Consider the following 241-nt stretch of genomic DNA (forward strand, 5'->3'; position numbering starts at 1 on the left):
TGGGGCCGATCACGACCACCCGGGTCACCGTCCCCTGGCCGAGTTGATCGTTGAGCACAGCCACCAGTTGTGGGGCGATCGTGCGCAGCGAGGTGGCCCAGGTGGACGACTCGGCACGGACGGTGAGAACGGTGTCGGCGTACCCCACCGGCTGGGAATGCGCGGCGTTCACCGGTCCGACCAGCGCGGGCCAACGGGCGAGCAACTGATGGACGTTCACCTCGCGCGTCCAGCCCTCGTC

1 protein-coding gene is annotated in these 241 nt (G+C 69.3%); it reads right to left on the reverse strand.

What is annotated here, in order from left to right:
* A partial coding sequence (locus BN358_RS23520) for a DUF721 domain-containing protein (protein WP_157593420.1) occupies positions 1 to 241 on the reverse strand: 241 nt, incomplete at both ends.

The sequence above is a fragment of the Sedimentibacter sp. B4 genome, from assembly GCF_000309315.1.
Lineage (GTDB): Bacteria > Bacillota > Clostridia > Tissierellales > Sedimentibacteraceae > Sedimentibacter > Sedimentibacter saalensis.